25 protein-coding genes are annotated in these 25,886 nt (G+C 46.6%); 8 read left to right on the top strand and 17 right to left on the bottom strand.

Going from position 1 to position 25,886, the window contains the following annotated elements; all coding sequences use genetic code 11:
- The first annotated feature begins 193 nt into the window (after nt 1-193).
- Nucleotides 194-940, top strand: coding sequence for a creatininase family protein (locus QZW82_RS08320; RefSeq protein ID WP_293146947.1), 747 nt, complete (start codon nt 194-196; stop codon nt 938-940).
- A gap of 323 nt (nt 941-1,263) precedes the next feature.
- Here the strand turns inward: QZW82_RS08320 and rpsF are convergent, their stop codons facing one another.
- Nucleotides 1,264-1,599: a 30S ribosomal protein S6 gene (gene rpsF, locus QZW82_RS08315; RefSeq protein ID WP_293146945.1), complete on the bottom strand. Its 336-nt coding sequence runs from the start codon at nt 1,597-1,599 to the stop codon at nt 1,264-1,266.
- Nucleotides 1,600-1,665: 66 nt separating this feature from the next.
- On the opposite strand from rpsF, the gene QZW82_RS08310 reads away from it, so the two are divergent.
- Both QZW82_RS08310 and QZW82_RS08305 read left to right on the top strand, forming a co-directional pair.
- Nucleotides 1,666-2,532 (top strand): carbohydrate ABC transporter permease, encoded by an 867-nt coding sequence (locus QZW82_RS08310; protein ID WP_293147125.1) that lies wholly within the window; start codon nt 1,666-1,668, stop codon nt 2,530-2,532.
- Nucleotides 2,533-2,675: 143 nt separating this feature from the next.
- The gene (locus tag QZW82_RS08305) at nt 2,676-3,152 is read left to right on the top strand and encodes a nuclear transport factor 2 family protein (protein WP_293146942.1); all 477 of its coding nucleotides are present in this window, start codon (nt 2,676-2,678) and stop codon (nt 3,150-3,152) included.
- A 324-nt stretch (nt 3,153-3,476) separates the two neighbouring features.
- Here the strand turns inward: QZW82_RS08305 and QZW82_RS08300 are convergent, their stop codons facing one another.
- The gene (locus QZW82_RS08300; RefSeq protein WP_293146941.1) at nt 3,477-6,026 is read right to left on the bottom strand and encodes an HDIG domain-containing metalloprotein; all 2,550 of its coding nucleotides are present in this window, start codon (nt 6,024-6,026) and stop codon (nt 3,477-3,479) included.
- Nucleotides 6,027-6,090: 64 nt separating this feature from the next.
- Between QZW82_RS08300 and QZW82_RS08295 the strand changes: the two genes are divergently transcribed.
- Nucleotides 6,091-6,432, top strand: coding sequence for a hypothetical protein (locus QZW82_RS08295; RefSeq protein WP_293146940.1), 342 nt, complete (start codon nt 6,091-6,093; stop codon nt 6,430-6,432).
- A gap of 170 nt (nt 6,433-6,602) precedes the next feature.
- Here QZW82_RS08295 and QZW82_RS08290 read toward each other — a convergent pair whose 3' ends face one another.
- From QZW82_RS08290 to QZW82_RS08265, 6 genes are all read right to left on the bottom strand, one after another.
- Nucleotides 6,603-7,745 (bottom strand): ADP-ribosylglycohydrolase family protein, encoded by a 1,143-nt coding sequence (locus QZW82_RS08290; RefSeq protein ID WP_293146938.1) that lies wholly within the window; start codon nt 7,743-7,745, stop codon nt 6,603-6,605.
- A gap of 462 nt (nt 7,746-8,207) precedes the next feature.
- Complete coding sequence (gene iscB / locus QZW82_RS08285) at nt 8,208-9,503, bottom strand: RNA-guided endonuclease IscB (protein ID WP_293146936.1); 1,296 nt, start codon at nt 9,501-9,503, stop codon at nt 8,208-8,210.
- A gap of 248 nt (nt 9,504-9,751) precedes the next feature.
- Nucleotides 9,752-10,192 carry a type II 3-dehydroquinate dehydratase gene (gene aroQ, locus QZW82_RS08280; RefSeq protein WP_293146934.1) on the bottom strand — a complete coding sequence of 147 codons (441 nt, stop codon included), beginning with the start codon at nt 10,190-10,192 and terminating at the stop codon, nt 9,752-9,754.
- Between the two features lie 114 nt (nt 10,193-10,306).
- A complete protein-coding gene (locus tag QZW82_RS08275) occupies nt 10,307-10,444 on the bottom strand; it encodes a hypothetical protein (RefSeq protein WP_293146932.1) in 138 nt (45 codons plus the stop codon).
- Between the two features lie 311 nt (nt 10,445-10,755).
- Nucleotides 10,756-12,012 (bottom strand): competence/damage-inducible protein A, encoded by a 1,257-nt coding sequence (locus QZW82_RS08270; protein ID WP_293146930.1) that lies wholly within the window; start codon nt 12,010-12,012, stop codon nt 10,756-10,758.
- Between the two features lie 168 nt (nt 12,013-12,180).
- Nucleotides 12,181-13,236 (bottom strand): glycosyltransferase family 4 protein, encoded by a 1,056-nt coding sequence (locus QZW82_RS08265; protein WP_293146928.1) that lies wholly within the window; start codon nt 13,234-13,236, stop codon nt 12,181-12,183.
- Between the two features lie 35 nt (nt 13,237-13,271).
- On the opposite strand from QZW82_RS08265, the gene QZW82_RS08260 reads away from it, so the two are divergent.
- Nucleotides 13,272-13,586, top strand: coding sequence for a hypothetical protein (locus QZW82_RS08260; protein WP_293146926.1), 315 nt, complete (start codon nt 13,272-13,274; stop codon nt 13,584-13,586).
- A gap of 237 nt (nt 13,587-13,823) precedes the next feature.
- Here QZW82_RS08260 and glyA read toward each other — a convergent pair whose 3' ends face one another.
- Entirely contained in the window at nt 13,824-15,107 is a 1,284-nt protein-coding gene (glyA, locus tag QZW82_RS08255; protein ID WP_293146924.1) for a serine hydroxymethyltransferase, read from the bottom strand.
- 168 nt (nt 15,108-15,275) lie between these two features.
- Here glyA and QZW82_RS08250 point away from each other — a divergent pair, with 168 nt between their 5' ends.
- A complete protein-coding gene (locus QZW82_RS08250; RefSeq protein ID WP_293133771.1) occupies nt 15,276-15,473 on the top strand; it encodes a hypothetical protein in 198 nt (65 codons plus the stop codon).
- 234 nt (nt 15,474-15,707) lie between these two features.
- Entirely contained in the window at nt 15,708-16,178 is a 471-nt protein-coding gene (locus tag QZW82_RS08245; protein WP_293146922.1) for a Tic20 family protein, read from the top strand.
- Between the two features lie 240 nt (nt 16,179-16,418).
- Here QZW82_RS08245 and QZW82_RS08240 read toward each other — a convergent pair whose 3' ends face one another.
- The 3 genes from QZW82_RS08240 to QZW82_RS08230 form a co-directional block, all read right to left on the bottom strand.
- On the bottom strand, nt 16,419-17,192 hold the full coding sequence (locus QZW82_RS08240) for a fumarylacetoacetate hydrolase family protein (RefSeq protein WP_293146920.1): 774 nt from the start codon (nt 17,190-17,192) through the stop codon (nt 16,419-16,421).
- 218 nt (nt 17,193-17,410) lie between these two features.
- A complete protein-coding gene (locus tag QZW82_RS08235; protein WP_293147123.1) occupies nt 17,411-18,010 on the bottom strand; it encodes a 5-formyltetrahydrofolate cyclo-ligase in 600 nt (199 codons plus the stop codon).
- A gap of 105 nt (nt 18,011-18,115) precedes the next feature.
- A complete protein-coding gene (locus QZW82_RS08230) occupies nt 18,116-19,507 on the bottom strand; it encodes a TetR family transcriptional regulator (protein WP_293146918.1) in 1,392 nt (463 codons plus the stop codon).
- Between the two features lie 186 nt (nt 19,508-19,693).
- Here QZW82_RS08230 and QZW82_RS08225 point away from each other — a divergent pair, with 186 nt between their 5' ends.
- A complete protein-coding gene (locus tag QZW82_RS08225; RefSeq protein ID WP_293146916.1) occupies nt 19,694-20,554 on the top strand; it encodes a fatty acid desaturase in 861 nt (286 codons plus the stop codon).
- Between the two features lie 488 nt (nt 20,555-21,042).
- Here QZW82_RS08225 and QZW82_RS08220 read toward each other — a convergent pair whose 3' ends face one another.
- The 5 genes from QZW82_RS08220 to gmd all read right to left on the bottom strand — a co-directional run bounded on the left by QZW82_RS08220 (nt 21,043) and on the right by gmd (nt 25,850).
- The gene (locus QZW82_RS08220; RefSeq protein ID WP_293146914.1) at nt 21,043-21,867 is read right to left on the bottom strand and encodes a peptidoglycan-binding protein; all 825 of its coding nucleotides are present in this window, start codon (nt 21,865-21,867) and stop codon (nt 21,043-21,045) included.
- Nucleotides 21,868-21,940: 73 nt separating this feature from the next.
- Complete coding sequence (locus QZW82_RS08215; protein ID WP_293146912.1) at nt 21,941-22,486, bottom strand: hypothetical protein; 546 nt, start codon at nt 22,484-22,486, stop codon at nt 21,941-21,943.
- Nucleotides 22,483-22,977, bottom strand: a complete 495-nt coding sequence (locus QZW82_RS08210; RefSeq protein ID WP_293146910.1) for a DUF4365 domain-containing protein — start codon at nt 22,975-22,977, stop codon at nt 22,483-22,485. The genes QZW82_RS08215 and QZW82_RS08210 overlap by 4 nt, the downstream gene beginning before the upstream one ends.
- A 361-nt stretch (nt 22,978-23,338) precedes the next feature.
- Nucleotides 23,339-24,283, bottom strand: a complete 945-nt coding sequence (locus QZW82_RS08205; protein WP_293146908.1) for a GDP-L-fucose synthase — start codon at nt 24,281-24,283, stop codon at nt 23,339-23,341.
- Nucleotides 24,284-24,818: 535 nt separating this feature from the next.
- A complete protein-coding gene (gmd, locus tag QZW82_RS08200; protein WP_293146906.1) occupies nt 24,819-25,850 on the bottom strand; it encodes a GDP-mannose 4,6-dehydratase in 1,032 nt (343 codons plus the stop codon).
- Nucleotides 25,851-25,886 lie beyond the last annotated feature (36 nt).

The raw sequence follows: 25,886 nt of genomic DNA, 5'->3' as shown, positions 1-25,886 counted from the left end.
CGCGAGCTTCGTGGGTTAGACGCGAGCGGGTGTCGTGGGTTAGACGCGAGCGGGTGTCGTGGGTTAGACGCGAGCACTAGACAGGAACCGGACGCAAGCGGGGGCAAAGGCGAGGAGTTTTGAACGCGAGCTACAACTGACCCAGGCCCGCTACGATCGAACTTACAAGTAAAAATTCTGTAGATTGCCTATAATGTTGCTGCATTTGAGTACCTGGCCTCTTGTTGAAGCTTATCTTGAGAGCTCCCGAGGCATAATTATCCCGATCGGCTCCACCGAACAACACGGGCCCACCGGTTTAATCGGAACTGACGCGATTACTGCTGGTGCGATCGCCCAGAGTGTCGGCGAAGCAGCCAATGCCTTAGTCGGCCCGACAATTAATGTCGGCATGGCTTTGCACCACACCAGCTTTCCCGGTAGCATCAGCCTCCGACCGCAGACCCTAATTTTGGTAATCAGAGATTATATCACATCTTTAGCAAAAGCTGGATTTGAGAAATATTTCTTTATTAACGGTCACGGCGGCAATATTGCCACGATGAAAGCAGCATTTTCCGAGACATACGCGCATTTGTCGGACTTAAATGTACCAAATGGCGATCGAATCCAGTGTCAAATCGGCAACTGGTTCATGTGCGGTTCAGTCTACAAACTCGCCAAAGAATTGTACGGAAACCAAGAAGGTTCCCACGCCACCCCCAGCGAAATTGCCGTAACCCAGTACCTTTATCCAGAAGCAATCAAGCAAGCACCGCTTTCGGAAGAAGTTGGATCTGGGCATAAAATTTATAGTGCTGCTGACTTCCGCCGCCGATTTCCCGACGGGAGAATGGGTTCAAATCCAGCCTTAGCAACTCCCGAACACGGCCAACAATTTCACGATTTAGCAGTCAAAGAATTGACTAATAATTATTTGGAGTTTTTGAACTCAGATTAACAATTGCGTGAACTTGATAAATCTGGTTTCGATCCGAGGCCAGATATCCCTAAATCTCCCTTAAAAAGCAGGGCGGTTTTATAGAAGGTACGTTGTTGGGCTTTAGCCCAAAGGTACGTTGTTGGGCTTTAGCCCAAAGGTACGTTGTTGGGCTTTAGCCCAAAGGTACGTTGTTGGGCTTTAGCCCAAAGGTACGTTGTTGGGCTTTAGCCCAAAGGTACGTTGTTGGGCTTTAGCCCAAAGGTACGTTGTTGGGCTTTAGCCCTCTTTATATATATGTCTAAAGAGGGCCCAAGCCCAACAACATACCTTAGACACGAATGCTACGCAGCAGCTTCCTCTTCAGCTTCAGCTTCAGGTGCATCTGGCACATCTTGCTTAATCGTCAAATAGCGAATCACCTCTTCGCTCAGACGCATCGCGCGTTCCATAGGAAAAATTGCAGCGCCCGGAGCTGTATAGTTCATTTGAACGTATACCCCGTCGCGGTGCTTGCCGATTTCGTAAGCCAAGCGACGCTTGCCGCGGTGCTGAGTTTCGATATTTTCAGCACCTTGATCGCGCAAAATGGTTTGATATTTCGCGATCGCCTGGTCAGTCATTTCTTCACCCAAGTCAGGGCGCAGAATGTACATTGTTTCGTAAATAAACGGTTTCATGGCAATAATTCCCTTATGGACAACAAGGCTTCTCACGAAGCAAGGACTTATCATCATATCCCAACAATGAACAATCTCAAAACTAAAAAACCTAATTCCCCAAATAGCAGTCGATCGCGCTGGAAGACGCTGTGGATCTATGGGATGATGGGGGCGATCGCACTTTTAATGCTCTTCCCCTTGCTGTGGCTGCTCAGCACCTCCCTCAAATCCCCCAGCGAAAACATCTTTCAATATCCCCCGCAACTGTGGCCGCAACAGCCAACCCTCGAAAACTTCATCAAAGTCTGGGAAACCAACCCCTTCGGGCGCTACCTGTTCAACAGCACCCTGATTGCAGGCCTCACAGTCAGCATCAACGTTTTGTTTTGCGCGCTTGCGGCTTACCCCTTAGCCAGACTTAACTTTCGCGGCCGCGAAGCCATTTTAATTACGATTATTTCCACGATCATGATACCCTTCCAAATAGTCATGATTCCGCTGTACATTTTGACAGTACAACTCGGATTAAAAAATAGCTATTTAGGCGTAATATTTCCCGGACTAGCCTCAGCCTTCGGCATATTTTTATTGAGACAAGCATTTCTAGCAGTTCCCAAGGAATTAGAAGAAGCCGCCCGCATCGACGGCTGCACCGAATTAGGCATTTGGTGGCACGTAATGATTCCCGCAATTAAGCCAGCTTTAGTTACTTTAGGGATTTTTGTATTTATCGGTTCTTGGAGTGACTTTTTGTGGCCGCTGCTAGTTTTAGACAGACCCGAATATTATACGCTACCTTTAGGCGTAGCTAATTTAGCCGGGACATTTTCTTTAGATTGGCGTTTGGTGGCGGCGGGTTCGATTATTTCTATAATTCCAGTTTTAGGACTGTTTTTGCTGTTGCAAAAATACATTGTGCCGACCGAAACTGCCGCCGGAGTCAAGGGATAGAATTAGGGAATTGGGCATTGGGCATTGGGCGGAGCGTAGCGGAGGGATTGGGCAAACAGGGCATTGGGCATTGTTAGTCTAAAATTCTTCCTTCTTCCTTCTTCCTTCTTCCTTCGTCATACAACTCACAAAATTTATTTGTTATGTACGAACTGCCAGACATCCGGGGGATTGTTGACCGCGCTGCTGTCATAGATGCGATCGTAGCATTCGCCAATGCGATCGATGCTAAAGACTGGGACAAATTGCGATCGCATCTAGCCGACGAAATAGATATCGACTATTCGGAATTTCGGGGTGAAACTCCCCGACGAGTAACCGCAGAAGAATATATAAAACAGCGGGTAGAGGGACTTGCAGGTTTGCGAACGCTGCACGTCAGCACGAATCATGAATTGACTATTCACCACAATACAGCCAAATGTCATTCTGCATACCAAATTTATCGACTTGACCCCAGTCGCGAAGCAGGACAAAATCGGCTGGATACAGCAGGAAACTATTTTCACTCTTTGATTCAAACAACAGACGGAAATTGGCTGATTGACGGAATCAAGCAAACCGTGGTGATTGTTACCGGCAATCCTCAGGTTCACGGTGCGCTGCGCGGTACATCTTAAACCATTTTAGATTTTAGATTTAGGGATTGGGGATAATTTAACCTAAAATAGGTTCGTAGTGAGGACTTCAGTCCGCATAAAATCAGAGGACTGAAGTCCGAACGATCGAACCTAATAACCATTAAATAGGTTCGATCGTTCGGACTTCAGTCCGCATAAAATCAGAGGACTGAAGTCCGAACGATCGAACCTAATAACCATTAAATAGGTTCGATCGTTCGGACTTCAGTCCGCATAAAATCCAAGGACTGAAGTCCTCACTACGAACCTAATAACGGTATTTTTACTATAATATATCTCTCCAAAAATCTAACTCACAAATCTCTACCTCGGAGTAAAAACTGCACTAGGATAAGCAATCCGCTTGTGATTGAACTGTTCCCAAACCCGCACAAAAATCTCCGCAATTAAAGACATATCCTCCCGATTCAAACCCGAATCTAGCAACTGATTATCCTGCCAGCGAGCCCGCAAAATCCGATTAACCATATTCAAAGCTTCCTCATGAGTGGCATCCTTGAGCGATCGCAAAGCAGCTTCACAAGAATCTGCCAACATCAAAATTCCAGTTTCCCGCGACTGCGGAATCGGCCCGTCGTAGCGAAAATCCTGCTCCCTCACTTCCCGGGTTTCGATTGCTAACTTTGAATTATCCGCATCTGCCAAAGTAATATTTAAATTTTCAGGTTCTTTTACAGCAATTTGCTGCGCTTGATGGTAGAAATAAGCAATTAACATTGTGCCTTGATGTTCAGGAATAAATGCCTGAATCGACTTCGGCAATCGATGCTTCCGCGCCATTACCAACCCTTCGCTAACGTGCTTTTTAATAATTTCGGCGCTCGCCCAAGGGTTATTAATTTCATCGTGTTTGTTGCCGCCGCCCATTTGATTTTCGCAAAATCCGCTTGGGTCGTGCATTTTTCCAATATCGTGGTATAGCGTACCAGCTCTAACTAACTCAACATTGCAGCCGAGTTCCCTCGCCGCAGCCTCCGCCAAACTAGCCACAAACAGCGTGTGCTGAAAAGTCCCCGGAGCTTCGGCAGCCAACCTCTTTAACAGCGGGCGGTTGGGATTGGCAAGTTCCGCTAGCCGGATCGGGGTAATCAAGTCGAAAACGTGTTCTAAATAAGGGCTGATGCCGATCGCCACCACGCTCCAAGCCAAACCAGCCAAACTTTGGCAACCCACCGTACCCAGTACGACGTACCAAATCGCACCCGCAGCAGCGCTAGCAATCAAAGTCCCCACCAGATAGACGCTGCCCTGAGCCAAGCCGACAGCCACGCCCAAAAGAGCCAATTCCTCGCGCGATCGCAATCTTCCGGCCATAAAAGCGCCCAGCAATCCCCCCGCCGCGCTAGCCACCAAATGAATCAACTCTACATCCAAGCCAATGGGTAGCAGCGCCGACAGCAGCCCCACCACAGTCACTCCCACCGCCGAACCGTAGAAGCCGCCTGCTAAAATCCCGATCGCCGGTAAAGTCGTCCAAGGCAGCCCCAAACTCACCAGCACCGGCGCGCTCAACGTCAGCAGCAGCAACAGCAAATGATCTCTCCGGCGCAAGCGGTAGTGCCTTTCTACCAGCAACACGATCGCAATAGCCCCCGCGACTAAACAAACAAAACCCGCCAGCCCCAACCAATTTACACCCCGCCGGCTCAAACCAAAATAGTCCAGCAATACGAAATCTTGCTGCGCGATAAGTTTTCCTTCTGCAACAATAATATCGCCCTTCTCTACGGCGATCGTCACCGGTTTCACCTTTTGCGCTGCCAATTCCGCTAGCTGTTTGGTTTCCTCGGGATCTCTCACCAGATTTGGCTGCAAAATCGCACTTAAAGCCTCAACCGCCAAAGCTTGGGACTCTAACGGCACTTCCTCTGCGACTTGCAGCTTCACAGCTTCTTTCAAAATCTCTTTTGGCAACCCCTGCGGGATACCTTGAGCCAGCATCATTTTTGCCACCCGACTCATACCCGTTTGGGTTTTCTGCCAAGCTGCATCCGACAAATCAAACAGGGAAGTATCATAAATCTTTCGGAGCGCGGAAACCGACGGTTTTTCAAGCGCCTCCACAGCATTCGCATAGCGCCGGCGAGCCTCGGAAATACTATCTGTCAGGCTTTGAAAATCTGCTGCCCGGACCGATCGGCTGTAAGCTTGCAATTGAGCGATCGCATCCTGCTGAGACTTGTTATCCGTCGGTGCAGCAATTGCCGGGGAATTCAAATTCAACCGCTCAAAATTTGCACTGTTGTCCCCTGCTTGCGCCAAAATCGCTCGCCACTCCCACTCCGGACACCCCCTCAAGTAAACCTGAGCCGCATTTGAGAGCGCCGAGGGCGTCGCAAACGGAAACGGGCCTACCGCCCGCCGGAGTTGGCTCCCCTGTTGCCAAAATTGTTGCAATTCTCGCTCGATTTGTCGATCGACCGCGCGATCGAGCATTAATATCGGTACAGCCCCGATTCGTGCTGATGAACGGTGTTCTTCAGTAGTTTTGTGATCGGGAATGCTAACACTAGCAGGAGCCTTAATCGTCTGAGGAGCTTTCGTCCCCACATCCAATTTCGGCTGGTTGTAGAAGCGGTGGCCAAGAGTGCTGCTGAGGGAAACTACTGCTACCAGGGCCAACATCGGGGAACGAGCCTGATTTTTGAGGCTAGATTTTGAGGTTTTACTTGTCAATCTAATAAAAGTCTCGGGCCCAGGCCATTTCTGGCGCAAAAAACGGCTCAGGAGAGGCCCGCCAGGGCGATCGGCTGTTTTACTGTCACCATTTTGCACTTGAGCAATGTGTTGGCGCAGCGAGCGCGTAGCCCCTAACTGCTCAATCTGTCGCATTAATGAGGAGAGCGTATTCATTTGTGTCGAAGATATATCACTGTTACTCAGCAGCTTTGTCAGAAATTCTGACTGTGCATCTTGATTGAGTTTATCCGAACTACCGTACCTGAATATTCTAAACAAGCAGGCTAATTTACCAGACACTCGACAGCCGATCGATTTTCTATCTAAGTGTCGCCAACAACGCCAGCAGTGTCCTCAAGCTTCTGCTGCTTATTTCCTGCCTTTGTCTATCTCAAACAGCTCTCGTGCGGTGTGGCTAAAAACCCGCTTTCTCGGTCGATTCCTAGTTTCCCAATCCTATACTCTCCTAGAAATCTGGTTTGAGGAAGCAAGCGCCTCCAATTTAAGTTGTTACTTGTTAATTTTTAATTGTCGCTCTCCTTTGGCTGTCACTTGTGACTTGCTAATTGCTAATTGCTAATTGTTAACTGCTAATTCTTAATTGCTATAGCGGTTTTCACAAAGATTCGCGGACGTTGTTGGGAAGAGAGCCCTCTTGATTTCAGCGGTTATGTAAGCTGTCAGCCATACCTCATCTTTTTGAGAAAGGCTATAGTTTCTGCTTTCCCCTCCTGTTCAAAGCTCCCAACTTTATATGTTTCGAGGTCTAATGACATAAGGTGCAGCCACTGCGCGGGCTAGGGCTGCGGAATCCGGCTCCGCCGAAGGGTTGTAAACTCCAGCCCAAACAGCAAACAGGTTGCTTGCTAACTCCAAAATTTTTGCATCGCTGCCCGTTCCCCACAGGGAGGGTTCTCGGCCCTCGACTAGCGGCTGCGATTCAACCGCCGACAATACTTGTCGCCATTCTACAGGAATCGCAGCAGCGCCGTTGTATGCTCCAGACAAAGCTCCCGTCAAAGCGCAGGTGAGTTGTCCCGCTATCCCGCAGCGGGCTGCCCGCACTACTGACAAGCGTAGGTGTTCTGGGGTGCTCAAGAAGCAGTAGAAAGCTAGGGCAATGGGAATAAAATTTCCTGGATTGACAATTGAGTGAGTTTCTGCTTTTTTCTCGCCCTCTTCTGGTTTTTCTCGCAACGCTGTGGCGCTTTTGCACAGGTGAGTGGTGGCTGTTTCTAAATCTGCTCCCTGTTCTAGTAGTATTTGCACTTGCCGCAGCAACTCGGTTAAGGCAGTATCTATGTTTAGGTAGGCAATGGTTTGTTCGATCGCTGTGGCGGGGTCAAGTCTTTGTTTGAGCGATCGGGCGATCGCATATCCTGTAGCTAACACTGCTGTCTGCAATTCTGCCTGATTTTCCTTGGGCAAAACATCTGTCGCCAGCATTATTTTTTCTCGCAGCTTGGCTTTATTTTCGTGAAAAAACATCACGCATGGCAGAGCAGCAACCGCAGCTTCACTAGGGTTAAGCAGGCTTTGAAACTCTCTATTTGGAGACTGGTAGATTTCGGACTTTGCCAATAATTCCCAAGTATCGCGCCAATCTTTTAAATCTAAACCATTACACCGAATTAAACTTTGAGTCCACGCTACTGCAAGTCTCCCGCATTCGGAGTATTTGCCCCTGAGTATTTTGGTGTTGGGAGAATTCAGGGCTAATGTTGCCCCACTCAGGGTCAATAGTTGGTGTTTCGTCAGTTGTAAAATCGGCTGCAAGTCTTCTGTTTGGGAGGGAATACCCGCTAGCTGCCTCTGGTATTGCAGGCCTATAGAGTCTCCTAAAAGTGCCCCCAGGATGGTTCCTTGAAACTTGCTCAACAGGGAATGCCGCATTTGAATTCAACTCAAGTTGCTAGTAATTGGTAATCGGTAATTAGTAGGGAATTGGGAATAGGGAATTGCGAATTGGTCAAACAGGGAATTGGGAATAGGGAATTGCGAATTGGTCAAACAGGGAATTGCGAATTGGTTATTATAAAAATCACTAACAAGTAACTATCACCCATTACCCATTACCCATTACCCGATGCCCGATGCCCTCTTTAGCCGATGCCCATTACCAGAAAGAATTGGTTGAAAGCCCCAAGTCTTTGAGGGAGAAATTAAAATCAGACTATTTATTACTCTAATTCTCGGACTTAATGGTAGAGGTTGCCTTCAAACTGTCAACTGTCAACTGTCAACTGTCAACTGTTGAACCATTCTTCTGATTAATTTTAATTAAACCCAAACATATAAGGGCTGGTTTTCCATCTAAAACCGGCCCTCATCCGATCGGTACGCCTCTAATCGCCTCTAATAGCGGACAAGAGTGGAAAACCCATACATATAACCATCATTGCGGTGAACAGTTTTGCAGTATTTGTGACGCATGGGGCTAATTTTTCCCCAAGCTGTCCTTAAATCAAAGACTCCACTCTCTCTAACTGCCAACCTACCAACATGAGTACCTGCAAATTTCCCACTCGGCAAAACTGCTCTCACCATATCTCCAGTCTGGAACCCAAAAAAAGTCTTACACCTAGTTCTATGCTTGTTGGGAAACCCGTATTTATTGGGCGTACACATTTGACGGTTACCCCATCCTTTAGCGGTTATCAGTAATGGTTGCCTTGTCAGTATCACCAGTTGTTCGACTTCACCTACACAGGCAGCATCCAGCCAGTGACTTTTAGGCAGTCCCATTCGAGTTCGATTGTACTGAGTGCGCCCTCCCGTACCCGTTGTTACTGGCAAGCCTGTTTGTTGGAGTTTCTCAAACAGCGACCATCGAGTAGAATTCACTACTGCTGCATCTTTCAATGGCAAGCAAGCAAATTTTAAAACTCTCGATAAAATGTCGGGTTTTTCCGAGAGAAAATCTTTGATATCTCGATTGCATTTAGCCAGATTGCAGTTTCTACAGGCAAGAGTCAGATTCGACACCCGCGAACTTCCTCCCTTTGACTTAGGGTGAATGTGTTCGACTTCTAAAGGGGTATTTTCTACACCGCAGTAAGCACATTTCCTGCCCCATTTTTCTAACAAATATTGTCGGATTTCATAACCTGCTAGTTCGCCTTGAGTATATTCAATTCCTGATATTTCAGGAGCCAACATGGCTTGGGTGTCGAATTTAACTAACTCTTGAGATATAGCTGTTACAGGAACATACCGTCGCAATCGATTCACCCAAGTCACAATATTCGATACTCTTGAGGCTAAACTAGGTGGCAACCATCCGGGAGTGCGAGTACGATTGAGAAACCTAGGTTGACGGTATCTAGTCTTGCGATTCCTGCGGTTGCGACGAATTGCGGATCGGGATGCTAAGTCACCAGTGATGTGATTTCCCCGATGAGCTAACTCGGCTGCCCAGATTACCTCGTCACCTTGCAGTAGTGCTAATCCTGTGGTTTTCGAGCCGGGATCGATCTTAATTTCGTGTGACTTTGTTTGCGGTTTGTCACAGGAATACTTCAGGATTATTGTGAACGGATAACGTTTGTAAACTGCTGCTTTACCTTGAGTTAACATCCGTCTGGCAAGACCTGAAGTTACAGGATCTAACGGTTGTTTGTTTGTGTCTAAAACGAAGACAAAATTAGACATAATCGTCCTCCGATTGCTCGGGTAATGTTTTCCTCGCCAATGTTTTCAGGGCTTGTTGAGTCAACCGCACTTCTTTAACCAAATACAGATGTTTAACGATTGACGACAGAGCCACAGGCTGGAAAGTACCTGTAGGTGTCATCACCCTGAAAACGTAGTTGTAACTGAGGCTGGCTATCTCTTCACCTTTAGTTAATGGTTGTCCAGTTATGTCCGGTGATTGGTGGATAGCAAAAATCGGTGAAATTTTAATTTTTAATCAGATAACTAACTAGAGCTTGCAGCCCCAGCCGATAACTTTCTGAGCCAAAACCGCTGATTTGCCCGATCGCCACCGCTGCGATATACGAGTGGTGCCGAAAAGCTTCCCGTCGGTAAATATTGCTCAAATGAACTTCCACCGCAGGGATATTCACAGCGGCGATCGCGTCTCTAATTGCCACACTCGTATGAGTATAAGCTCCAGCGTTAATCAACAAGCCTTGGTGCTGCCCTAACATCGAGTGAATTGCATCCACCAAAACCCCTTCATGATTCGACTGCTGAATAGAGACTTGCACCTGGAGGGCTTGCGCTTCTCGTTCTAGCAACTTGTTGATATCATTTAAAGTCGCAGAACCATAAACTCCAGGTTCTCGCTGACCCAATAGATTCAGATTAGGGCCGTGAAGTACCAGGATATTTAACAATTTTAAAAATTCCAGCGCAACAAAGTTTATGAGATTTATCAGAATTTTGACTTGGGATTTAGAACCAGCCTTCAACCTCAAACCTCAAACCTCAGATTTCACATCTAGTCCCGACTACCGGCGATGCCTGGGTTGGTTGACTGGAATAGGAATCGGTTCGAGTTCCGGTTGAGCTTCTGGATTCAGCAGTCCTTCTATCAGCTTGCGAACCCATTCTTTAATTTGTTCCAGCACCTTTTCAATGTCTTCCATTGAACGGATAGCTCCTTTTTTTATAGTCTAGATTGCTAAACCGACGGCTAAATCCCTGAAAATAAGCAAGCACGACTTTGAAATCCAAGGTCAAACTTGCTTTCTCGCTTGCTGGTTGTTGGGAGCAACGCTTTTAAGCAAAGCAGAGAGTCAGTATATTTGCCAATCAGCCCTATCTTATTATCATAACGAATCTTTACAGATAATCAATAGGCAAGGGGAAAATTACTGAAATATCTCGGATTGCAATTATTAAATAAAGCTTAAGCTTACGGCTGAGTATTGACAATTGACAAAGTGTTAGAGGTTTTCTATGCTTTTGCCAATAATAATTTACGCCGCAGCCGATCGAGCGCGGTACAGCTACTGAGATTTCTAATCCAATCGCGAGTGCGGGCATAGCCGAAGCGGTATTCAAAACTTTCAGCCTCGCCGTTGGGGCCCGCTAAACCGATATAAACCAGTCCGACAGGTTTAGCATCGGTGCCGCCTCCTGGCCCAGCGATGCCTGTAATGCTCAATCCCCAATCAGTGTTAAGGCTAGCGCGCACTCCCGCAGCCATTTGTTTTGCCACGCTGGTGCTGACTGCCCCAAATTCGGCTAAATCTTGGGGATTAACACCTAATAATCTTTCCTTAACCCGATCGTCATAGGAAATTACCCCGCCCAAAAAATATCTCGAACTGCCGGCAACACCAGTCAGCATCGCTCCCAACCCACCTCCCGTGCAGGATTCAGCCACGCTAAGAGTTTCGCCAGCCAACAGCAACAATTTACCGACAGTGGAGGCGAGGGTATCGGTATCGGCACCGTAACAGTCTAGGCCAGCAATCTGGAGCAACTGTTGTTCGATCGGCTCAATTAACTTTTTCGCCGCCACTTCCGACTCAGCGCGGGCCGAAATTCGCAGTTTGACTTCGCCGTGATTGGCGTAGGGAGCCACGGTAGGATTAGTTAAATTCAGAAAACTATCTACTTTTTCCGCGAGTGCAGACTCAGCAATTCCCCAAAATTTCAACGTGCGACTGCAAATAGTTGAGCTGCACCAACCGTTATTTTTCAAGTAAGGAACAGCTATTTCTTGCCACATCAAGTGCATTTCCGTCGGTACGCCGGGAAATGTCATTATTGTGACATTGGGAACCGGCTGCCAAATAATCCCCGGTGCAGAACCTGTGCGGTTTGATAGAATGTCCGCACCTTCGGGGATTAAGGCTTGTTTGCGGTTGCTCTTGCTCATGGTGCGTCCGTACTGAGCAAATTTTTGTTCGATATCGGCGATAATTTCCGGCCTTTCGATGAGAGGAACACCAAAATAATCGGCGATAGTTTCGACTGTGAGGTCGTCTGGTGTTGGGCCGAGGCCTCCGGTGAAGAGCAAAAGTTGCGATCGACCTATAGCTATTTCTATCACCTGTTTAATGCGATCGGGATTGTCCCCCACCACTGTTTGATAGTAGTGAGGGATTCCCAAACTCGCTAATTCTTTCGCTAAAAACTGGGAATTGCTATTAAGAATATCGCCTAATAGCAATTCTGTACCAACACAAATAATTTCAGCAACCATTATTGGATTTTAGATTGGGGAATTGGGAATTGGGCATCGGGCATCGGGCATCGGGCATTGGGCATTGGGCATCGGTCATTGGTCATTGGTCATTGGTCATTAGTTATTAGTGATTGGTGATTCTTACTAACAACCGTCAACTGTCAACTGTCAACTGTCAACTGTCAACTATCTTGCGTGTCTCCAAACTTTCCAGCTAGCGTATCCCAGCAAACTTGTAGCTCCCATAGCGTAAACTATGCCGCTTGGAACCGAAAAAGCTAGGGCTAAACTTCCTACCCAAAGAGTCAGCGAGTAAATAAATAAAACCGCAAATCTATGGGATAGTCCGGCTTCTAAGAGTCGGTGGTGCAGGTGGCGTTTGTCAGCAATAAAGGGTGATTTGCCGTTACGGAGTCGATCGAGAATCACCGCCGACATATCTAAAATCGGTACAGCTAAGATTAAATATGGCAGCAACACAGAAGTAACAGCCGTAGTTTTAACTAACCCAATTACTCCGACTCCAGCCAGAGTAAACCCGATAAAATAAGCCCCACCATCTCCCATAAAGATTTGAGCCGGATTGAAGTTGTAGCGCAGAAATCCCAATGCCCCCCCAGCTAAAGCGGCTGCAATTAAGGCTGCCGCCGGTTGGTGCATCGACAAACTGACAATCAGCATTACAACTGCTGCAATCCCAGAAACTCCGGCTGCTAAACCGTCCAAACCGTCAATCCAGTTGATGGCGTTGGCCATACCGACAAGCCAAATCACCGTAATGGGCAAGCTCAGCCAGCCAAGATCCGTCAGTCCCAGGGAAGGAACTGTTAGAAACTCAATTTGTACTCCTGCCATCCAAACGATGGTGGATACGCCAACTTGCATGAGCAAGCGTTTTATGGCCGAGAGCGAAAATAGGTCGTCTGCTAAACCGATGAGGAAGAATCCGATGCCGCCGAGGGTGACTCCCCAAATTTCGTATTCGTCTTTGGGATTGAGAACTTGTCCGTTAGCATCGATGAAGCCTCCACAGAGCCAGACAAATAACAGGGCAATCAGAGTGCCGAGAAAGATAGAGACTCCTCCCAAGCGTACCATGGGGCGCTGGTGGACTTTTCGCTCGCCTGGCCGATCGACTCGCCCGCTTTTGAGACCAATTTTTTTAACTATTGGCGTACTCCAGAGGACGACGCTTGCAGAAACCAGAAAAGCTATTACGTGGTACAGATACTGATACGGCATCTGAAATCAATTTTAAATAGTGCGGGGCAATTAGGGTGTCAGGCAGAGTCTACTACATTTGGGATGGCTTATCACAAGCAAACATCTTTAAGAGCGACTGGGGGTTTGGGAGGCGGAGATTTGCCGGAGTGGAAGTTGCTGGGACGGGAATTGTCCGGTTTTTAAATGATGACTCTCGAATTAATCGTCTTTCAATCGCAATGTCGATCGACTTTTTCGATATCGATACTTGCCAAGCGAGCCGAGTTGAGCGGTATCTTTCGCGATCGACAAATACCGTTAATCAAACCAGCCCCGCTCGACAAATATTTTTAGTAAAAACTGCCTTTTGCGATCGAGATTTTCGATAAAAACCGCTTATCAAGATCGCAACGAACAACTCTCAATCTTTTTCAGATCTTTTACTCTTTTACCCCTAAAAATTAGGTCTAAAGCCTCCCCCTAAACGGGGGAAATCAAACAAAATGATTCATTGATCCAATCCTCTTCTATCGATGGAAGAGGTAGCTGTCAACTGTCAACTGTCAACTGTCAACTGATGAACCGTACACTTCCAACTACCAATTCCCCATTGCCGATCAGGAAAATTAAGCTAATGCCGGCACTTTTAAGAACAAGTGCGGGTATAAGGGGAAGCGTGAGCACAGTGCTGCTACTCGTCGCAGGCATTCAGCGGCGACGCTTTCATCTTCGGGATTCAGGAGTCGATCGGCAATAATATCACCAATCTCGGTAAATTCTGGAGTTCCCATTCCCCTCGTCGTCATCGCAGCCGAACCGAGTCTCAAACCGCTGGTGACAAAAGGCGATGCCGGATCGAAAGGCACAGTATTTTTATTAGCAGTAATATTTACACCGCTAACTAATTGGTCGGCTCGCTTGCCTGTCATGTTTGCCGATCGCAAATCTACTAGCATTAAATGATTGTCGGTGCCGCCGGAAACGAGTTTTAAACCCCGCTGCTGCAACTGTGCAGCTAAAGCCCGCGCATTTTCAATTACTTGACCGGAATAAGTTTTAAATTCCGGTTTTAATGCTTCGCCGAAAGCTACAGCTTTGCCCGCAATCACGTGCTCTAAGGGGCCGCCTTGAGTGCCGGGAAATACTGATTTGTCGAACTTTTTGCCCAGTTCGGGGTCATTGGTCAAAATCAAGCCGCCACGGGGGCCGCGCAGGGTTTTGTGAGTGGTGGTGGTGACTGCGTGACAGTGGGCGAGGGGGCTGGGATGGTGGCCTGTGGCGACTAACCCGGCAATGTGGGCGATGTCGGCGAGCAGGTAAGCTCCAATTTCGTCGGCGATCGCTCTAAACTTTTCAAAGTCGATAATTCGCGAATATGCTGAATAGCCGCAAATCAGCAATTTCGGTCGGTTTTCTTTAGCCAGTGCCAAAATTTCGTCGTAGTCGAGCTGTTCAGTTTCTTGGTTGACGCCGTAGTGAAAAGCTTTGAACCATTTACCGGATACATTAACGGGCGAACCGTGGGTCAAGTGTCCGCCGTGGGACAAATCCATGCCCATAATTCCGTCACCAGGCTCTAACAAGCTCAAAAATACTGCAAAGTTAGCTTGAGCGCCGGAGTGGGGCTGGACGTTGGCGTGGGCTGCGCCAAACAGCTCTTTAGCGCGATCGATCGCGATTTGCTCGATGCCGTCAATAAATTCGCAACCGCCGTAGTAGCGTTTTGCTGGCAGCCCTTCGGCGTATTTATTGGTCAGCACTGAGCCTTGAGCTGCCATTACGGCTGCGGAGGTAAAGTTTTCGCTGGCGATCAGTTCTAGGTGATCTCGCTGCCGCTGGAGCTCTTGCCCGATTAAATCGGCAATTAGCGGATCGGTTTTGGAAAGGAAGTCTAAGTTAGTGTCCGTCACAATAATCAACCTTTTGACAATTTTGGGATTGGGAATTGGGGATCTTTTAGCCTACTACGGATTTCGCACCATTGACAGAAATATTACGTTGTGTTCAGGTTAAGCCGTTTGTCCCAAATTCCTGACATACAATGAAATTACTGGTGTGAAACCTGCCGGAGGTATCAAATGTTAGTCATTCTAATGGAAAATCAGATGCTTGCCCCTCAGTGTGTTTGCCAAAGTTGTGTGCTTGCCGATCGCACTGGCCAACCGCGCTGGAGCGGTGGAGAGCTTCGCTGCGGTCATCCAGTTGCCAAACCTACGGAAAATTTGCCCGATCGATACGAGTGTCAAATGGGCTTCGTCATTGCCAATATTAAATAATCATCGGCCAAACAGGGCATGGGGCATGGGCCAAACAGGGCATGGGGAATTGGGCATCGGGCATCGGGCATCAGGAATGGTGACTATTGAACCCGACTTGATATAAGTACCCCTGAATCTACTCGGCTGTGGGTGTGGGCAAATTCCGGGCGAGTCGGAACGCTTGCCTGCTGCTGCGTTATCCTGAGTTTAATGGGAATTGATATTTAGTCGATCGACTCAGGAGAGTTCATTATGACTTGGCGCGGATCTACGACTGTTCCAGACCGGATTTTTGCTTGTTTGCCTTATTTGCTGCCGCTGATTGACGGGCTTGCCTTTGGCGGGTATCTGTTTAGACAGTTTCCTGCCCTGCAACTGTTGTTCCTACCGCTAGATCCTTTGATGCAAATTTATAATTTGCCCTTCGCTAGCTTAATTATTTTCTTTGCCCTGTATTTAGCAGTAGTTAGAAACGAAAGCATCTGTCACTTCATTCGTTTTAATGCGATGCAAGCGATTCTTTTAGACATTGTTTTGATGCTGTGCGGTCTAGTTTTGAAGATTTTTACAGGATTCCAAGTCGCATTTATTGCAGAGACGCTGTATAACATGGTGTTTTTGGGTGTTTTAGCTGCATTTGTTTATGCAGTCGTTCAGTCGGCATTGGGACGCTATGCAGAGATTCCTCCGCTTTCCGATGCTGTTTATATGCAGGTACCATAAATCAGTCATTAGTCATTAGTCATTAGTCAGTTGTCCTTGGGAATTGGGAATTGGGCATTGGTAACGGTCAACTGTCAACCTGTTTGCTGTCAACTGTCATTAGTGGGGATAGTAGGTGCGTCAAATTGTTGGCTCGTTCAGTAGTCCGAATCATCGCTAAACCAACCAGAAAAGTCCGTGGAAGATATTGTGGTTTTTGCGCTTACTCATGACTGATGACCAATAACTAATAACTAATAACTAATGACTAATGACTGTATTTTCAAGACTGCCGATGCCTTCAATTTCAATGCGAACTCGATCGCCTATTTGCAGCGGCCCAACTCCTTGGGGTGTTCCAGTTAGTATCACATCGCCGGGATTTAGGGTCATGATTTGACTGATATAGGAGACGAGAAAGTCTGGGGAAAATACCATGCGATCGATCTGAGATGACTGTGTCGGTCGATCGCTCCCATTGACAAAAGTCTGTAACTGTGCAGCAGGACTCAATTCGCGCACAATCCAAGGCCCCAAAGGACAAAACGTATCAAACCCTTTGGCCCTCGCCCACTGGTTGTCTCGCTTTTGCAAATCTCTGGCTGTTACGTCGTTGGCTATTGTGTAACCCCAAATTTTGCCATGTGCTTGTTCGGGAGTGCAGTTGGTACAGTGTTCGCCAATTACCAGGGCCAATTCTCCCTCGTAGTCTACCCTTTCCGACTGCTGCGGATAGCGAATCGCTGCACCTGCTGCGATGACAGCGCTGGGAGGCTTGAAAAACAGCAGCGGTTCTTCGGGTACTGGCGTTCCCATCTCGGCGGCGTGATCGACATAATTTTTGCCGACGGCTACAATTTTTGAGGGAGAGCACGGGGCGAGAATTTGGTAACTATCTGGTGAAAGTTCCAAATCTGTTGGTTGTCCTTTTAACCAGGGTGGTGCATCAAATACTTGAACGCTGCGGCTAAGTTGCAGCAAACCGTAATGGATGTGTCCTTGTGTTGTTTTAACTCGAACGTAGCGCTGGGCCATAATATTTTAGATTTTAGATTTTGGATTTTAGATTAAATAGGACTTTCAGTAGGATACATATAAACACGGATCTAGGGATAATATCATGTCCCGTAAAATAACTGTTGTAAGTTTGTAGTGAGGACTTCAGTCCTCTGATTTTCATGAGGACTGAAGTCCTCACTACGAACCAATTTTACTGTGGTTGTTTTAGCGGATATGATATGATTACTGAAAATTTATGGCTCGATCGACCTTTGGGATTTCTCGTGTATCATTTTTAACCCACTTTCGGTACAAATTCCGTGCAGCGGTTTGTCCCAGGAGTCTACTGGTAGCTGGGCTAGCAAGGCAAATTCAAAGATTGTGCCGATCGCCATTTTTGATTCCCACTCAGCTAAACTGAACATTCGATCGTAATAGCCGCCACCGTAGCCCAAGCGATAGCCGCGAACATCGCAACCAACAGCGGGTACGAGGATTAAATCTACTTCTGAGCGATCGATTTTCCGAGCATCCGGCAGTGGTTCTAGGATGCCATAAGCTCCAGTATGTAAAGCATCTCCGGGCTGCCAGACGTGCCAGGATAGCTCTTTGCCGACACAGCGGGGAAATCCCCATTTTTTAGGGGTGGCAAATAGGGGACTTAAATCTGGTTCTTGGCGAAAGCTAAAGTAGGCGAGGATTGTTTTTGCTTGGGTAAATAGGGGCGAGTTGTGCAGGTGGTTGCAAAGGATCTCGCTCTTTTGTGTCCATTCTTGGGCTGGTAGGGATTTGCGGGTGTTTAGGAGCGATTTTCTTAATTCGGTTTTAGTTAATGAAGGTTCAGGAGTGTTCATCATACAGTCATAAAAAATTGTTGGTAGTGAGGACTTTAGTCCTTGAATTTTAAGGACTTGCATTCCGAACGATCGAGCCAATCTTATGATGGTAGTTTGATTTGTCTAGGCTTTGCGATCGAGACGAATCGCCTGTTCTAAAGCAGTTTTTTCCCTGGATCTGCGCGCGTAAGGCTGCAACTTAGCAGCATCCCACCCAGTCAATATCTGCATATCTTCCAAATTCATACCCCGCATTAACATCTCCACGCACCAGGTTTGTTGAGTTTGTTCGATCGCGATCGCCTCTGCTTCAACACCAAGCAATCCCGCAGTCATTTCTTCCCACAACTGCACTAACTCATTTTCCGACAGCCGTTTTCCAGTTCGATTTAAAAACAAAGCTGATTCGCTGTCTTTGCGGCTTTTCAACCACTGAGTTAGCGGGTTGTTAGTATAAGAACCGTAGCGCTTGCCCAAAATCCACTGATTTACGGGAACTTGCCGCCCCAAACCTTGGGTGACTTGCAGCAATTGTTGGCGAGAATCGCTAATGTGGTGCGATCGTCCCAAGTCAACAATCTCATTGGCACTCAATCCCGATCCAAACAAAACGTATGCTAAAGCATATTCTTGCATTCCCAGCTTTTTAGCCCGCTGCAAAATGGCAGCGACTAAATTTGCGGGCACATCCGACACATTTTCCCCAGCAGTTTTTTCGATCGCTAACTCCGATTTGACAGCAAATTGATTTTGGGCCGGGCTGTCGCGAATTTTGGCGCCAAACCCTCCAGATGCTGGCCAAATCTCAGATTCCACCTGTTGGTTCGCACTCAAAAAATTAACATTCTCCTGTTGTTCTCTTTGGGCCTTTGCGGTGACTCGATCGAACTCAACTTCAGACTGGACGCGATCGGAAGACGATACAGCCCCGTGCAAAAACAGCGCGAGCAAATTCTCCAAAAAATCCTCCCGATCCTGCCAAAGTTCGTGAAACTCGCTAGTAAACTCAATCACCGCGTATCCCAGCAAGATTCCGTTGAGCAAACTAGCCAGCTTTTCGGCAGTCACATGGGCGTGCAACTGTTCGCGATCGATCGCAGCAGCAAAATATTCCGCTGCGTAGCGGTTGACTTCCGTAAAGCCTCTACCCAGCGCCGCACGGTTTTCTGCCGGGTACTGTCCCGCTTCGCCCACCACCGATCGCACGACTTCCGGAACCCGTTCTAGGGCATCCAAACAGGCAATAGCGTAGTCATTGAGCGCTTGGTGGATGCTGCTAGTCTGATTTGCCCGATCGACCAAAGTTTGACCCAACTTAGCAAATACAGCAGCCTCTTCAATGACCGACAAAAGCAAGCCCTGCTTGCTTCCAAACTGCCGAAACAGAGTTACCTCATTAACTTCTGCTAGTTCTGCAATTTGCTTGGTGGTGGTTTCGGTAACTCCCCTAGAGGCAAATAACTCTAGCGCTGCACCGATTAAACGCTGTCGAGTTGGATTTCGTTGAGCGGGCATAATATATTGCAAGTTGTACTTGCACAAAAAAGAAACGCCTGTTAAGCTAAATATGTAAGTAAAACTTGCACGCAGCGTTCGGCCTGTAATCGTATGCTTTCACAAGCGTCAGTTTTAACCAGTGTACAGGGAAGGTCGATCGATGTTTTGTCAGCAGATCGCCGTTATCTAAAATTAAGGACTTTCATGAATTCTAATTCCGTCGAAACTGCCCTTGAGGGCAAACAGCCGATCGCGTTTGACTGGACGACTGCGGCATTTTTTGGGGCAATACACGGCCTAGCTTTATTAGCCCCTTGGTTTTTTTCTTGGTATGCTTTAGGTGTAGCGATATTTCTGCACTGGCTGTTTGGCAGCATTGGCATTTGCTTGGGATATCACCGAATGTTAACTCACCGCAGTTTGCAAGTGCCTAAATGGCTAGAATATGCGATCGGCACAATGGGTGCTTTAGCATTACAAGGCGGGCCGATTTTTTGGGTTTCCGGACACCGCCAGCATCACCTCTACACAGAAGATAACAATAAAGATCCTTACTCCGCGCGGCGCGGTTTTTGGTGGAGTCACATGATGTGGATATTTTACCCGCACCCAGAGTTTTTTAATTACGAAACTTACAAACAGTACGCTCCCGATTTAGCTAAAGATCCTTTTTACCGCTGGTTAAATCGTAACTTTCTGATATTGCAACTTCCTTTAGGAATCTTGCTGTACCTAATTGGCGGTTGGTCATTTGTGATTTACGGCGTATTTCTCAGGGCAGTTTTGCTGTGGCACAGCACTTGGTTAATCAACTCTGCCAGCCACATGACAGGCTACCGCACATTCAAATCCCAAGACAATTCTCGCAACCTTTGGTGGGCAGCAATTCTCACCTACGGAGAAGGCTGGCACAACAACCATCACGCTTATCCGAACGTAGCAAAAGCTGGATGGAAATGGTGGGAAATTGACATGACTTGGTGGGCAATTAAAATTTTAAAAGTGCTGGGTTTAGCTAAGAAAGTTGTGCTACCACCGCGAATTGCTGCCAGTTCAAAGTTTTAATTATTAGACTTACAAGGTTCGTAGTAAGGACTTCAGTCCTTCTTTTTTTCAATATTCAACTCCTGACGCTCAAACAGATTGGTTCGTAGTAAGGACTTCAGTCCTTCTTTTTTTCAATATTCAACTCCTGACGCTCAAACAGATTGGTTCGTAGTAAGGACTTCAGTCCTTCTTTTTTTCAATATTCAACTCCTGACGCTCAAACAGATTGGTTCGTAGTAAGGACTTCAGTCCTTCTTTTTTTCAATATTCAACTCCTGACGCTCAAACAGATTGGTTCGTAGTAAGGACTTCAGTCCTTCTTTTTTTCAATATTCAACTCCTGACGACGCACCAAATTTCTTCAAGATAGATATTTGTCATCCTGCAAAAGTTGTTAAATGAGTTGGGAGCATCTCAGTTTTGCATTTATAGCGCGGACAGCACTCAAATAAAAAATACTTTTTACAAAAATGAGATGTTCCCAATTAGTCATTATTCATTGGTAATTAAGCACTTTCCTGAATTAAATCAGCTTCCGCATCCCGCCGTCTCCCGATACCTTTTTCAATGCTCGTACCCACCCAAATCCGTTTCATTTCCCGGATTTGTGCAGCAATTCCCTGGATATCTTTTTTCGGCACTAAATCGCGGATTGCACGCATTTCCCGGCGGCGGTTTCCCTCCATACTCGGGCCGCGATTGAACACCAAACTTACCAATCCTCCCTGAACATCTACCGGCAATTCTTCTAAACCTGGAAAGGCTGCTTTTGTCTGATTGTAAAATTTCGGTACTGTGACAATATTAAAAACATCCCATGCTAATTCCCAAGCAACAATAATGTCTCGAACACTATCTAAAAGGTTGTTCGCAGCTTCTCCTGTTAACTCGCAGCAGTCACTCAAACGCTTGCGCTCAACATCCCCTAATTTCTGCCAATCTTGGTTGAAAACTTCTACTGTGTTGTAACCTAGATCGTAGCCGATGCCGATCGTAATTCCCGATGCTCCTTCCGGCCAAGTTGGACGCTGCAACAGCTTTTCGTAATATTTCCGCCCGCCGCCGACCTCGAATTCTAAGATTAGCTCGATCGCCCTGTATGATAAAAGTGACGACCCCAAAGGTTCCCCAGGGAACAAAGCAGCTAGCGTTTCCGGGCCCACTATGCCGTTTGCCAAAAATTTTTGATTGGTTTGAAACTGTTTGAGAGAGGCTTCTGTTTTCGGCCCAAACTTGCCGTCTGCCCTCCCCGGATTCAACCCTAACTCCAGCAAGCGTTTTTGAAGTTTCACAACATCGGAACCCGATGCACCTAATTTTAGAGTTTGCACAACCTGTTTTCCTGTAATGCGATCGGCACAATAATTTTTGCTTGATATTGTACCACAACCAGGATTTCCCAAACTATGAGATTAATTCTGCCTCAGTCAGCAGGGCAAAATCGCGGGGATTGTTTAACACGAAACCGTCATTTTCTTTAATTAAATCACCAAAACAGGTGACAGGCGATCGGGCTTCATAAGCTTTGAGGGCCAACTGATAATCTGAGTCGCTCAATTCCAGATTAATTTTTCTCAGTTTCCCCACCACAAATCCCATTAATATAATTTTGCAGGTTGCCGATTCTTCCTCGTGTACTTTATTAATCCATCCCGAGATTGCAACATTAGGTAAAACCGTGATTAAATCGCTGAGAATATCTAGCTGAGAGCGATTTTCTACCACTTCTAGCGTCTTGAAAGCTTCAGCAATAAGCTGAGGAGCATCAAATTCTTGTCTCACAGGCTGCTTGATTTCAAAAACCTGACCAGCATCATTCTTTTTGTGCCAAATCCAAGTATTTTCATATACTAAAGCAACTTTTTGCCAACCATTTGCCTCTAAGTGTTCCCCTAGCACATTTGGATCTATAGTTTGGAAAATTTCCTTATCTTTTACAGTTACTTTCACGGTAAATCTCCTTGACTGAGACGCTGCATAATAGACTTGAGAGCCTGTACAGTGAACTGATTAGAGCGGGATAACTCAACTGTTACATTCGCTGTATTGAGTCTTTCTGGCTGTCCCCGCAGCGACACCCAGTAGGCGCAATACCTCATGCACATTTCGTCTTCAGACTGCTGCAACCAGTTTTCTAGATTTTCCGGCACTAAAACTACCACTAACAGGCGCGGAACCTGGGAATTGATTATCAAATCCCTGTAGTTTTTTATCCTTACCGGATATCGGATGAACTGCCCGTCCAGTAAATCCCTTGAGGTACATTTCAATTGTAAGTTAAGCTCAGGGGAAAAAACTACTCCCTCACCGCCTCTTGCCACGATTTTTAAATCAATGCTGTCGTCATCTACCTCTGGCTGACTGACAGAGAAACCTGCTACGGCTGCAACGGCACGTACATAAGCTTTGCTGAAAAGTTCTTTCTGCTGGTTCAGTTCCATTCTGAAATAAACATCTGGGGAAAATCATATATTTTACAATAAAGGTGTTGCACAAGTAATTATTGTAGGAGAGTTCTACCCGAGAGGCGATCGATTGATATAAGGAATGAGAATTAAATAACTTACAATTTTTATTGTTCTTGTGGGATGGGCCCAAAGAACCCGTCCTTTCTAGACCGGCTTTTTTGGCCCATCCCACAAATATGTGTAAATTATTTAATTCGCAATGCGAGCCTAATTTCTTATTCTTAGTCCGCGAAGGCGGACTTTGTTTGTGTAGTAGCGGTTTCAACCGCCGAGTATTATAAAGAAATTTTCTAAAAAAAATCCGGTTTCTTCAAGAAACCGGATTTTTTTACACTCAAACTGCGTGTTTTCGATACCAATCAATCGTATTTTTTAAGCCTTCCTTAAACTCGACTTCGGCTACAAAACCAAACCTTTCCTTAGCCCTTTGGGTGTCCAAACAGCGGCGCGGCTGACCGTTTGGTTTGTCTGTTTCCCAAACAATTTCTCCCTCATATCCCATCAATTCGCAAATCGTTTCTACTAAATTGCGAATTTTAACTTCGCTATTGGTTCCCAAATTAACTGGGTCAGATTCGTTGTAAGATTGAGCTGCCATCACAATCCCGCGCGCGGCATCTGTGGAATACAAAAACTCGCGACTGGGGCTGCCGTCTCCCCAAACTGGTAATGTTTTGTCTCCTCTTTCTTGGGCTTCGTGGACTTTGCGAATTAATGCGGGAATTACATGGGAACTTTTCGGATCGAAGTTATCTTCTGGGCCGTACAAATTAACTGGTAGCAAATAGATACCGTTGAATCCGTACTGCTGGCGGTAGGATTGTAGTTGCACTAATAAGGCTTTCTTTGCTATTCCGTAGGGTGCGTTGGTTACTTCGGGATAGCCGTTCCAGATGTCGTCTTCTTTGAAGGGAACTGGGGTTAAGTTGGGATAGGCGCAAATTGTGCCGACGCAGACGAATTTTTCGACTCCTGCTTCGTAGGCTGCGTGGATTAGTTGCGCGCCCATCATCAAATTGTCGTAAAATAGTTCTGCTGGTTTGATTAAGTTTAAACCGATGCCACCGACGTGGGCTGCTAAGTGGATGATGATGTCTTGTTGGTCGGCGGCGCGCTTGCAGTTTTCCATGACGCGCAAGTCGCAGTCGCGCGATCGACTAACTGAAATTTTATCAGCATCGGCCCCTGCTTTGACTAATTGGTCGATTACCTGACGGCCGAGGAAACCGGCGCCGCCCGTGACTAGAATGCGTTTGTTGCTTAAATCCAAGCTTGTCATAATTTTATCCTCGGGATTGGCAATAAAGGTCGATCGACAATTTCCAGTCTAAAATTGTTACTTTAGCAAAAAAGCTTTCCGCTACAGCAGGCGCTAACAAGTCAGTTTTAGCTGTCCCAGATAGGGAAAAATTGCTCAGTTTGTACCCGAAAGTGAGATTTATGGGCTTGCGAGTCCTCAACGATGATTTTAATGTTTTTGCTGGCCCGCACAGGCGAAAATTTGGCCAGCAGTTAAGCTGGTTGTTGGAATGCCCGCACTAATAGCTACAACAATCCTCTCATCACTTGTAAACTGTTTGTATGGGTAATGCCCGGTACGCGAATCGGGTAACAGACGGGACGCTACCCATACAAATTGTTAGCAGTCACCACACCTGGAAACGGATACAAGCACGTGACAGGATTCGGGGAGTGTCAAAAATTTTAGACTAAGAGTTCCAACTTTCAGATTCATCTGTGGAGTAAGTCCAAAATCTAAAATCTAAAATCTAAAATCTAAAATCTAAAATCGACTGACGGTTTAGTTTTGTGGATCAATCAAATCCATTGCCAGAACCTCGTTCTTGCTTTTTGAGCGATTTCATGTCAGCATCTACCATTAAATGCACTAACTGCTCAAAAGTTACAGAAGGTTCCCAATTTAATTGCTGGCGCGCCTTAGTCGAATCACCAATCAACAGTTCAACTTCTGCCGGACGCAAGTAACGTTCGTCAAACTCCACATATTTTTGCCAATCTAAATTGACGTAAGTAAAGGCCAAATCTAGAAATTCTTTAATGGAATGGGTTTCGTTGGTAGCAATTACGTAATCGTCAGGCTTGTCTTGTTGCAGCATCAGCCACATTGCCCGCACGTAGTCTTTAGCAAAGCCCCAGTCCCGCTTGGAATCGAGGTTGCCCAAATAAAGTTTTTTCTGCTGGCCTGTGACAATTCTGGCAACAGCCCGAGTAATTTTGCGAGTTACAAAAGTTTCGCCACGGCGCGGAGACTCGTGATTGAACAAGATGCCGTTACAAGCAAAAAGTCCGTAGGATTCGCGATAATTTATTGTTTGCCAGTGACCGTAAACTTTGGCACAAGCGTAGGGACTTCTGGGATAAAAGGGAGTTGTTTCCTTCTGCGGAACTTCCTGCACTAAGCCAAACATTTCAGAAGAACCTGCTTGATAAAACCGCACTTCTATGCCTGTGCGATTCTGGTAGTCCCGAATTGCTTCTAGTAGTCGGAGTACCCCCATCCCTACGGCATCAACCGTATATTCCGGCGAGTCAAAACTGACTCTAACGTGGGATTGAGCGCCTAAGTTATAAACTTCTACAGGCTGAACTTGTTCCAATATTCGGCGGAGAGTAGTGCCGTCGGTCAAGTCGCCGTAGTGCAGAAACAACTTTGCATCCTCGCTGTGAGGATCGACATAGATATGGTCAATGCGATCGGTATTGAAACTAGAACTGCGCCGGATAATGCCGTGAACTTCGTATCCTTTTTCTAACAGTAATTCGCTCAAGTAGGAGCCGTCTTGACCTGTAATACCTGTTATTAGCGCTCGCTTGCGTTGCGTCATCTGATTTTCCTTTGACAGGCTGTGTTAATTCACTTG

Source organism: Microcoleus sp. bin48.metabat.b7b8b9.023 (assembly GCF_013299185.1).
GTDB lineage: Bacteria > Cyanobacteriota > Cyanobacteriia > Cyanobacteriales > Microcoleaceae > Microcoleus.
The sequence above is the reverse complement of the archived record's forward strand: the minus strand, read 5'-3'. Positions and strand labels throughout refer to the sequence as shown.